General features: G+C 62.0%; 11 protein-coding genes. 5 read left to right on the top strand and 6 right to left on the bottom strand.

Going from position 1 to position 9,579, the window contains the following annotated elements; translation table 11 throughout:
* Positions 1 to 128 precede the first annotated feature (128 nt).
* Both FCU66_RS18115 and FCU66_RS18110 read left to right on the top strand, forming a co-directional pair.
* The gene (locus FCU66_RS18115; RefSeq protein ID WP_136618943.1) at positions 129 to 521 is read left to right on the top strand and encodes a hypothetical protein; all 393 of its coding nucleotides are present in this window, start codon (positions 129 to 131) and stop codon (positions 519 to 521) included.
* A 125-nt stretch (positions 522 to 646) separates the two neighbouring features.
* A complete protein-coding gene (locus FCU66_RS18110; RefSeq protein ID WP_136618944.1) occupies positions 647 to 1,276 on the top strand; it encodes a hypothetical protein in 630 nt (209 codons plus the stop codon).
* Between the two features lie 516 nt (positions 1,277 to 1,792).
* Here the strand turns inward: FCU66_RS18110 and FCU66_RS18105 are convergent.
* Both FCU66_RS18105 and FCU66_RS18100 read right to left on the bottom strand, forming a co-directional pair.
* Positions 1,793 to 2,338 (bottom strand): DUF924 family protein, encoded by a 546-nt coding sequence (locus FCU66_RS18105; protein ID WP_136618945.1) that lies wholly within the window; start codon positions 2,336 to 2,338, stop codon positions 1,793 to 1,795.
* Between the two features lie 14 nt (positions 2,339 to 2,352).
* A complete protein-coding gene (locus tag FCU66_RS18100; RefSeq protein ID WP_136618946.1) occupies positions 2,353 to 4,188 on the bottom strand; it encodes a monovalent cation:proton antiporter-2 (CPA2) family protein in 1,836 nt (611 codons plus the stop codon).
* A 246-nt stretch (positions 4,189 to 4,434) separates the two neighbouring features.
* Between FCU66_RS18100 and FCU66_RS18095 the strand changes: the two genes are divergently transcribed.
* Positions 4,435 to 4,701, top strand: a complete 267-nt coding sequence (locus FCU66_RS18095) for a hypothetical protein (RefSeq protein ID WP_056582264.1) — start codon at positions 4,435 to 4,437, stop codon at positions 4,699 to 4,701.
* Positions 4,702 to 4,804: 103 nt separating this feature from the next.
* Here FCU66_RS18095 and FCU66_RS18090 read toward each other — a convergent pair whose 3' ends face one another.
* From FCU66_RS18090 to FCU66_RS18075, 4 genes are all read right to left on the bottom strand, one after another.
* Complete coding sequence (locus FCU66_RS18090) at positions 4,805 to 5,359, bottom strand: hypothetical protein (RefSeq protein WP_136618947.1); 555 nt, start codon at positions 5,357 to 5,359, stop codon at positions 4,805 to 4,807.
* A 135-nt stretch (positions 5,360 to 5,494) separates the two neighbouring features.
* Positions 5,495 to 6,586, bottom strand: coding sequence for a YcjF family protein (locus FCU66_RS18085; protein WP_136618948.1), 1,092 nt, complete (start codon positions 6,584 to 6,586; stop codon positions 5,495 to 5,497).
* Entirely contained in the window at positions 6,583 to 8,061 is a 1,479-nt protein-coding gene (locus FCU66_RS18080) for a YcjX family GTP-binding protein (RefSeq protein WP_136618949.1), read from the bottom strand. Before FCU66_RS18080 ends, FCU66_RS18085 begins: the two co-directional genes overlap by 4 nt.
* A gap of 63 nt (positions 8,062 to 8,124) precedes the next feature.
* Entirely contained in the window at positions 8,125 to 8,628 is a 504-nt protein-coding gene (locus FCU66_RS18075; RefSeq protein ID WP_136618950.1) for a SixA phosphatase family protein, read from the bottom strand.
* Between the two features lie 334 nt (positions 8,629 to 8,962).
* Here FCU66_RS18075 and dksA point away from each other — a divergent pair, with 334 nt between their 5' ends.
* Together dksA and FCU66_RS41175 are read left to right on the top strand one after the other, a co-directional pair.
* Positions 8,963 to 9,379: an RNA polymerase-binding protein DksA gene (gene dksA / locus FCU66_RS18070; RefSeq protein WP_013531862.1), complete on the top strand. Its 417-nt coding sequence runs from the start codon at positions 8,963 to 8,965 to the stop codon at positions 9,377 to 9,379.
* Positions 9,380 to 9,411: 32 nt separating this feature from the next.
* Entirely contained in the window at positions 9,412 to 9,576 is a 165-nt protein-coding gene (locus FCU66_RS41175; RefSeq protein ID WP_168992257.1) for a hypothetical protein, read from the top strand.
* Positions 9,577 to 9,579 lie beyond the last annotated feature (3 nt).

Genomic DNA, 9,579 nt, shown 5'->3' with positions numbered 1-9,579 from the left:
TATCGTAGCATGAGGAGAGTGGTGAGCTCGCATCGCTTGCGCGGGAACGCAAGCTACAAATTGAAGCGCCACTGTATGCCGAGCGCGAATGCGAGGCATTGCTTCGGACGATTGCTTCAAGCTGCGTCATGACTGCGACCGCCGTTTCTAGCTCCAGCTCGCAATTCTTTCTGCGGATGGACTTGGAGTTCACGCAAAAGAGAGACACTTTGCAGGTTGCGTCGGCAAGGCGGCTGGAGCTTGCGTTCGTTCAGGTCGACTACCGGGATCAGCATCATTCGAATGCAAGAGCTAGCGCCGATGACATCTATGCGCAGATCGCATCCGACTGCGACAAGTCGATTGCGGCGGCGGGTCCCTGCAAAATCGATCGCATCTATCTAAATACCAATGTCGCCGAGCAGAACGGGCCGGCAACCCGTGTCTTCACGCGGGGATCGGCGAACTTTTTTCTCGTACGCGAGGAGGAAGGGCGCGCAAGTCTGGCGACACCGCCGGATAATGCCCGTGAGCCGGGGTGAAGAGGTCAATGCAAAGAGTGATTTCGTTGCGGCGGGGCCTTCTTATCGCTGGAGTCCTTCTTGGAGGCCGATTTCTGCTTTTCGGACCTACGGAGAGGCCGAACGATACGGAAACAGCGCGTACCGTGCTGGAGGAAACATACGGTCCCTTCAGTGTCGCCAACCGGGATGTCGACCTTCTTCCCGCCCTTGTCAACAAGAATGGATTGAGCCGACACCACACGGCGCATGTGGAACTCGCCTGGCCGCAGGAGGTATTCGGAACGTCATGGTCTGAACAGAAGCGCAATCTGGAGGCGCAGGCCACAGCGCTTGCCGAGCGTGAATGCGAAGCTTTTCTGCGCACATTCGCGTCCCGATGCGGGACCTCCTCGACCAGCGTCAGCGCGTGGTCACGGTCTGTCTCCCTGGTTATAAATCTCTATTTCGCGCTGAAGAATGATTTTGGCACTGCGCCTCAGGCCGATGAGAAACGACTTTATACGTTCGACCTGCGCTATGAAGGCGATGGCGGGATTTCCCCCCAGCTTCGTTCTGCCTCAGCGGGAGCGTCCCGGCGCGACAGTATCTATAGGCAGATCAGGCAGGACTGCGAGGATGTGAAAACGGTGTATGGCAATTGTCTGCTCTATCGCGTGCACATCAGTACAGTGGTGGCGGGAGGAGACAGGAAGCCTGACCTTTCCATCAGTGGTTATGCTTCGCTGGCCACGCTCCTTTCCAAGGACAGGCAGGTTCCGAACGACTGGCGGTAGGGAACCGCTCGAGAAATTGCTCGCCTGAACATTGAGTAGGCGACACAAATGTTTACAAGGCAAAACCGTCGCCAGCCTCTTCCGAACAAGTTGAAGGAAGGTTTAGGCGCGATGCTCTACAAACCGCTGCCGCTGTCGTGAAAATCCCGAAACCTGCGACACGGTTTTGTCCCGTGGATTATGTTCGGTTTGCAGCAGGGTGATCAAATCCAGTGAATGTCTCAGAAAAAGTCGAAAGCGGCCTTTCATATCAATCAGCGTTTGTAGGATCGCGCCTAAATCCGTGTAACTGACCTTCTAGCTAAGCGATGAGAAACGCTCGCCACGCCGCGCCCGCCAGAAATGGGCCGTGTCGCCGTAATTCCAGCCGAAATATTCACCCCACGTCAGGGACTTCCGTCAGCGCCGGAAACCCTCTCGCTGCGCCTCCTCGTATGATTGATGAGCCCGCCAGCCCATGCCAGAATCTTCGGAAATTAATGTAGCCAATTATCTGGATGAGGCGGCAGCCGACTTTTAGCCCGAGAATCCGCCACCATCCAGGAACGTTTGCTCCTGCGGCGTGGTCTCGCGGCCAAGCATTTTGTTTCGGTGCGGAAAACGACCGAAATTCTGGATGATGTCGCGGTGCTCGACAGAGTATTTCAGATAGGGTTCGGCCCTGGCCTGGGTCAGATCGACCGATATATGCTGGTCGGCGAGCAGCTCCGAATGCTCGTACGGCAGATAGAGGAAGACGCGGACTTCTTCCTCGAGCGCCAGATCATGGCCGGCCGCGATCGCCTTTGCGGCAAAATATCTGGCGAGCGGGTCGGTCGCGTACATGTGGCCGGTGCCGCGAAAGCAGTTGCGCGGAAACTGGTCGAGCAGGATCATCAGCGCCAGCGCGCCTTCGGCATGCTCCAGCCAGCTGTCGCATTCACGCCGCGCAACGGCGTAGTGCAGATCGAGAAAGCGGTCGCGGAAGTCGGCATCGAAGGCCTCATTCTTCTCGAACCACGCGTCCTCGCCGGCATCGCGCCAGAATTTGGTGACCGACAGGGCTCTGCTGTCCAATTCCATGCCTGATTCCTTGCTCAGTCGGCGGGTTCGGATTTGTGCAGCACACCGGCCGTTTCTTCGTTGAGTGCCTGACCAGGGCGGCGCGGCGTGGAGAGCGGTGTCGGAATCGGCGTGCCGATATTGCCCCTCAGGAAGCGCTGTCCGGCGCGAATGCCTTCGGCAAGCTGGGTTTCGAAGCGGTCGGTGTCGCGGCGCCTGACGTCTTCGATCGTTTCAGCCACGTCTTCCGGATCGACACCCAGCGATTCCAGCGCCGAGCCGCCGAAAACAAGTGCAGATTCGAAGGTTTCACGCAGTTGGTAATCAACGCCGGTGCGAATAAGTTGCAGCGCGGTACCACGATCGAAAGCGCGTGCCAGCACGGTGAGCAAAGGAAACTCAGCCTTGACGAGCTCCGCGATGCGGACAGCGGCATCGGCCTTGTCGACGCAGATCAGCACGGCGCGCGCCCGGCCGGCGCCGGCGGCATGCAGGATGTCCAGCCGCGTGCCATCGCCATAGTAGACCTTGAAGCCGAAATCGGCCGCCGCCTGGATCATTTCGACATCATTGTCGATGATCGAGACGTCGATGCCGCGCAGCAGCAGCGGCTGGCTGGCGATCTGGCCGAAGCGGCCGAAACCGATGACCAGCACGCTGCCGGTCAGGCCATCGGCGACATCGACCCCGTCGAGCGACTGTTCGTCGCGCGGCGTGAGATATCGCAACGCAATGATCGCCAGCGGCGTCAGCACCATGGAGATGATGACGATCGCCGTCAGCGTCGCGTTGGCGTTGCCGTCGATGATGCCGACTGCCGCGGCCGCGGAGTAAAGGACAAAAGCGAATTCACCGCCTTGCGCCATGAAGACCGCGCGCTCCAGCGCCTCGCGATGGCCAGTTTTCAGGATACGGGCGACGATGTAGATGCCGAACGCCTTCATCACCATGTAGGCGACGACATAGATGGCAATCAGCCGCCAGTTCGCGGCGACCACATGCAGGTCGAGCGACATGCCGACGGCAAGGAAGAACAGGCCGAGCAGGATGCCGCGGAAGGGTTCGATGTCGGCTTCGAGCTGATGGCGGAAGGTCGATTCGGACAGCAGCACGCCGGCCAGGAATGCGCCCATCGCCATCGACAGGCCGCTGAGCTGCATGGCGAGCGCGGATCCGAGAACGACCAGAAGTGCTGCCGCCGTCATCACCTCGCGAGCACGGGCATCCGCCAGGATGCGGAAGAACGGATTGAGCAGATACCGGCCGGCCACCACCAGGCCGACGATCGCGGCGAGGCCGATGCCGACCTCGGTCAGCCGCTCCGACAGGCTGGTGTCGGCTCCACCAGGCGCCAGGAACGCAATCAGGGCAAGCAACGGCACGATGGCCAGGTCCTCAAGCAGCAGGACCGATACGATGCGCTGGCCTTTCGGTGCGGCGATTTCGCCGCGTTCCTCGAGAAGTTGCATGACGATCGCGGTCGAGGTGAGCACGAAGCCGGCGCCGGCGACGAAGGATTGCGCGATCGGAAACCCTCCCGCCACGCCGACAGCGGTCAGCAGCAGCGCGCAGACACCGACCTGCAGCGCGCCGAGGCCGAAGATCTCGCGGCGCAGGCCCCACAGCCGCGACGGCTGCATTTCCAGCCCGATGATGAACAGGAACATCACCACGCCGAGCTCGGCGACATGAAGAATGGCTTCCGATTCGGAAAAGACGCGGAGGCCGAACGGGCCGATGACCACGCCTGCGGCCAGATAGCCGAGGATCGAGCCGAGGCCCATGCGCTTGAAGATCGGAACGGCGACGACGCCGGCCGCAAGCAGCGCCACCACTTGAACCAGATCGCTGCTCGATGCCTCTACCGCCATGCCGCCATTCCGCTCGTTTGAGGACCGATTCCGATTTCGGGTTTGTGTGACAAGGGGCGAAGATAGGGGCTTCGGCGGGCATCGAACAGCCCGAATCCGGATCGCCGGCGATGTTGCAGGCGCGATACACAAGTTGACACCGGGAACACGTTGCATCTTGCCACAATCGAAGGCTAAGGACGCTCGGCTTCGGCCGTTGGAGGGTGAGCGACGATCAAGTCGCACCCTTTTGAGGAGATGACTGACATGAAGAAGTTTTTGTTTGTTGCCGTCGGCCTGGCGGTGCTTGCCGGTTCGGCTTGCTCGAAGGCGCCTGAGTGCACGGCGGAAATCGCGACCAAGAAGGCGCAGGACATGGCTGCCGCGCTGCAGGAAGCGATCACCAAGGACCCGTCCAAGGCGGCTGATCTGACCGCCAAGGTCCAGGCGGTGACAACCAAGTATCAGGGCGCCACGACGTTGGCCGACGCCTGCAAGGCGTATGACGAAGTGACGGCCGCGATCAAGGGCTAACGCCCTGATTCGAGATCAAGGGCTAAGCGCCTGATTCTACCGGTTCAAACGAGGCGGCGACCGTTGGGTCGCCGCTTCTTTGTTTTCAGGGATCGATGATTGTTCAGTTCGGCGCGATGGAGCCGACTTCGACGGCGTCGACGCGCTTCAGGCTCATGCCGATCACCGGCACCAACTGGTCGTCGACGCGCACTGCAATGGTCACCGTCATCGAATTGTCGTCGGGGATGCGGGCCTGCATGACGCCGCGCAGCTGGTTGCGGTTGATGGTGAAGACCACCTTGCGGGCATCGACGACGTTGCCGCCGATGATGTCGAGGCCGGAACCGGTCGCGCCACCCATGAAGCTGCCCCTGTAGCCCTCGCGGCCCTTGCGCTCGATCTTGGCCGACATCGGCTGGGTGAACATGCCGACCCGGCAGCCGCCGTCGAGCGACATGCCGACCTTGCCGTCCGGCGTCGAGCCGGTGAAGCTGCAGTTGAACTTGGTGCCCTTGTACTTGCCGGCGACGATTTCGCCAGGACCGATCCATTTGCCTTCGGCCGACTGGAAGAACTGCTTGTCCGGCTCCGCCGCGGAGGCCGCTCCGGCAATGCCGACGAGCGCTGTGATCACGGTTGCCAGGGGCAGGACGCTGGATAGTATGACACTTTTCATCGACGACACCCGGCAACAAAGAGGCTGTTTGGAACCCGTCTGACCATGAACAAGATTGGTTAATGCTTCGTCACTGCGGGGCCGCCGCAAAGCAGTCCGGTGACAATTCCGCAGGTCCAAACGCTCCGGCCGGGCTCACTTGCCGGACGGGGTTGTTTCACCATCTTTCCTGGTTGCAAACGATGTCAGCGCCGAAAGGAAATCGCCCAGTCCGGGACGCTTCGCGGCGCTGAAGGGCAGGGGGCGCGCCGTCTCCATCGCCGCGATGCCGATGCGCGCCGTCATCATGCCGTTGACGACGCCCTCGCCGAGCTTGGCCGAAAGGCGCGCCGCCAGGCCGTGACCGACGATCTGCTGGACGAAACTGTCGCCGACCGCGATCGAGCCGGTGACCGCCAGATGCGCCAGCACGCTGCGCGCCAGGCGAAAGAAACCCAGCGTTCCCGGCCGTCCGCCATAGAGTTCCGACAGGCGGCGAATGAGCCGCCCGGCCTCGAACACGACGTAGGCGACATCGACAAGTGCGCGCGGACTGACCGCCGTCACCAGCGAGACGCGCTTGGCGGCCTCGAGAATCATCACCTTTGCCCTGGCATCGAGTGGTCCGAGAATCTCGGCTTCGGCCAGGCGCACCAGGTTGCCGCCGTCGATGATCTCGCCGCGCAGTTCGGCCAGCGCGCGCCGGCCGGCCGCGGTCTCGGGTTTGGCCGCGACAAAGGCCGACAATTCGTCGACGACCGATCGTGCCGCCTTGGGATCGTCACGCGCGATCGCATCGAGCGCCCGCTTTTGCAGCTTTTCGACCTCGGCGAGGCGGGCGATGGCCAGGAACTCGCGAATCAGGATCACCACAAGCGCCAGCACGGCGATGGCGGCCATGCCCGCGGCCAGCCAGCCCAGCCATTCGGCGCGCGCAAAGAGGTCGCGTATGAGCTGATCGGTCCACAGGCCGACAGCCAGCGAAACCAGCACGCCAAAGGCGCCGAAGAAGATGCCGCCGAGCAGCGAGCGTTTCCTGCGGGCGATGGCCGGTGGCGGCTCCGCGGCAATGATGTCAGGTTCGTCGAAGACGTCGACTTCCGCCGGTATGACCATAGCGACATCGGTTTTCATCGCGCGGGGTTTGCGCTGGGTGTCGGCCTGGGCGTTGCGCGCCTCCGGCGTTTCTTGTCTCGATGAGGCTTCCGGCTCGATGCGGAATGCCGCCGGTTTGCGGGGCACGGTCATGCCAGATGATCTCCGATCAGGAACTGCAAGGCTCGGTCGAGCCTGATATGCGGCAGCGACAGCGTGACACCTTCGGCCGTGCGTTCGAGCTTTGGTGGACGGAAACGGACGAAGCGGATTGCCGGGTCCGCGGAGTCCTGCTTGTGATCGGCTCCCGAAATATCGAAAACCGCGTCAATATTCTCCGGTAAGTCACCGGGAAATATGGCTGTTTCTGTCTTTCCATCAAAGGTCTCGCCGTTGATCTTCTCGCCGGCGATAGGCGTGCCGATGATGACGGGAAGCGTCTCCCGCCCTTGCTTGACGGTGCCTTCGCGTGTCGCGCGCATCGCCGCCATGGCGACGACATCGACATCGGCGCCGGTGAAGTTCGCCCGTGCCACGGCGCGGTCGGCAAGCCGCCGCACGATCGCCTGCAGGCGATCATGGCTTTCGTGATGCAGATGGTCGGCCTTGGTCGCCGCAACCAGTATGCGGTCGATGCGCCGCGAGAACAGGTCGGTGAGGAAGCTGCCGCGGCCGGGACGGAAACAGCTAAGGATCTCGGTCACCGCGCGCTCCAGGTCGGCCATGGCGCCGGGGCCAGCATTCAGCGCCTGCATGGCGTCGATCAGCACGATCTGGCGATCGAGGCGGGTGATGTGTTCGCGGAAGAAGGGTTTGACGACATGCGTCTTGTAGGACTCGTAGCGCCTGTCCATCATGGCGTGCAGCGAGCCCGGGCGCGGACGCCTGTCGCCAATCCCGGTCAGGGGCGCGAAGGTCAGTGCCGGCGAGCCTTCGAGATCGCCCGGCATCAGGAAGCGGCCGGGCGGCAAGGTCGAGAGCGCCCGCTCGTCGAGCTTGCACGCCTTGAGATAGGCGGCGAAGCTCTCGGCCAGGCGGCGCGCCGTCATCTCGTCGGCATCGGCGTTCGGGTCGATCTCCGCCGACAGCGTCCGCCAGGCCCGCGACAGGTCCTCGCGCACCGGCAGAACGGCCATTTCGAAGGCTTCATGCGAAAAATCGGCGAAGGATTTGCCGAGCAGCGGCAGGTCGAGCAGCCATTCGCCGGGATAATCGACGATATCGACCGACAGTCTGCCGGAGGAAAACATGCGGCTCCAGCCGGAGGCCGATTCATATTCGATGGTCAGCCGCAGTTCCGAAATGGCGCGCGTCGAATCGGGCCAGGCGCGGTCGTTGACCAGGGCGGCGATGTGATCCTCGTACTGGAAGCGCGGCACGGCGTCGTCCGGCTGCTGCTCGAGGAAGGCGCGGGCGATGCGCCCCGATTTCTGCGCCTCGAACAGCGGCAGGCGCCCGCCATGGATCAAATTGTGGACAAGGGCCGATATGAACACCGTCTTGCCGGCGCGGGACAATCCGGTCACGCCGAGGCGCAGCGATGGGGAAAAAAGCCCGGTGGCGCGGCCCGATAGCGTGTCGAGGGCAATCCTCGCCTCGTCGGTGAAGGTGGTCAGCGATGATGCCAAAATATGCTCTCTCGGACTTCGGTCCGTCCGATATAGGCTCTGCAACCAGGCTTTGAAATGGCTTCAGAGATCGGCCGGCGTCAGGAACGCTTCGAGATAGCCGGTGCCCTGGGCGGCCTTGGCAAGATCGCCGTCAAAACGGACGACGGCGAGGCCCGAGGTCGGGAACCCATGGTTGAGCGTGGCCCGCGCCGTCTCGTCGCCGTCGCCCGAAACCGCCATGGCGAGATCTTCCGTCATCGGATTGTGGCCGATGACCAGCAATGAACCAGCCCCGCCATTGTCGCGGATGAGCTGGAGGTAACCGGCCGCGTCCGCGCTGTAGAGCGTGTCGAAGAACAGGACCCGGCCGGTGTCGGTCTGGCCGGCCAGGCCTTCCAGCGTCTCCTTGGCGCGTTTGGCATTGGAGCACAGCGTCAGGTCCGGAACATAGAAGCGGGAGCGCATGGCGGCGCCCATCATTTCGGCATCGGCACGGCCGGATGCATCGAGCGGGCGATCGAAATCGCGCATGCCGGGCAGCGCCCAGCCAGCCTTGGCATGTCGCAACAGATAAAGCCTGCTCACCCAACCTCCGAATGCCGAAGCCTTCCAGGATTAGCCACGAGAACGGCATTGCGCACAATGGCCCGTGTTCGTCGAACACAGCGAATCACCATGCGGCGGCGCCGCAAAAGGCGCCTGTGCTTCGGCCAGAAGATCACGGTCGATCTTCGGAAAGCATGTTTTGCCGGATCCAAAGTGTCGCAGCGTAGTTTGGTACCAAAGCGACCGTACGCTGCTGCAAAGGCGCGCGCCGGTGCACATTAACAATTGCGTGAGACGGCGGCCGATTGCGCTTGTGCAGGCGTCGGGCGACGAATATATAGGCGCGAAAATTGGGGCAGTTTGGGTGAGTCGAATGAACGACATCGTTACCGCCGATTACGTACCCTCCGAAGACGAGCCGTTCATGAACGAGCGGCAGAAATCCTACTTCCGCTCAAAGCTCGTCACCTGGAAGAATGACATATTGCGCGAAGCGCGCGAAACACTGGAAATCCTGCAGCAAGAGAACGCCAACCACCCCGATCTGGCCGATCGCGCCTCTTCGGAAACCGACCGCGCTATCGAGCTCAGGGCCCGCGACCGTCAGCGCAAGCTCATCGCAAAGATCGATTCCGCCCTGCAGCGCATCGACGAAGGCACCTATGGCTATTGCGAGGAGACCGGCGAGCCGATCGCGCTGAAGCGGCTCGATGCGCGTCCGATCGCAACGTTGTCGATCGAAGCGCAGGAGCGGCATGAGCGCCGCGAAAAAGTCTACCGCGACGACTAAGGGTCAAGGCTGGCGGCGCACGACCAGCCGTCATGAGCGACGTTGATTTTGAAATGGCCGGTTTTCCGGCCATTTCTATTGGCGTGGCATCCACCGTTCAGGGCGCACGAAATCCACAAGCCCTTGACGTATGGGCCTTCCGAAAGGTGGTTCGGCAGCCAAACCGGTTACGATTTTCGCTTGATATCTTGATATAGTGA

Source organism: Mesorhizobium norvegicum, assembly GCF_004919685.1.
Taxonomy (GTDB): domain Bacteria; phylum Pseudomonadota; class Alphaproteobacteria; order Rhizobiales; family Rhizobiaceae; genus Mesorhizobium; species Mesorhizobium norvegicum.
The sequence above is the reverse complement of the archived record's forward strand: the minus strand, read 5'-3'. Positions and strand labels throughout refer to the sequence as shown.

Bases quoted from the DNA above. Each gene is read 5' to 3' on its own strand.
- FCU66_RS18105 (WP_136618945.1), bottom strand. From the start codon at position 2,338: ATGGAATTGGACAGCAGAGCCCTGTCGGTCACCAAATTCTGGCGCGAT.
- FCU66_RS18115 (WP_136618943.1), top strand. From the start codon at position 129: ATGACTGCGACCGCCGTTTCTAGCTCCAGCTCGCAATTCTTTCTGCGG.
- FCU66_RS18100 (WP_136618946.1), bottom strand. From the start codon at position 4,188: ATGGCGGTAGAGGCATCGAGCAGCGATCTGGTTCAAGTGGTGGCGCTG.
- FCU66_RS41175 (WP_168992257.1), top strand. From the start codon at position 9,412: ATGAGCGACGTTGATTTTGAAATGGCCGGTTTTCCGGCCATTTCTATT.
- dksA (WP_013531862.1), top strand. From the start codon at position 8,963: ATGAACGACATCGTTACCGCCGATTACGTACCCTCCGAAGACGAGCCG.
- FCU66_RS18085 (WP_136618948.1), bottom strand. From the start codon at position 6,586: ATGACCGTGCCCCGCAAACCGGCGGCATTCCGCATCGAGCCGGAAGCC.
- FCU66_RS18090 (WP_136618947.1), bottom strand. From the start codon at position 5,359: ATGAAAAGTGTCATACTATCCAGCGTCCTGCCCCTGGCAACCGTGATC.
- FCU66_RS18095 (WP_056582264.1), top strand. From the start codon at position 4,435: ATGAAGAAGTTTTTGTTTGTTGCCGTCGGCCTGGCGGTGCTTGCCGGT.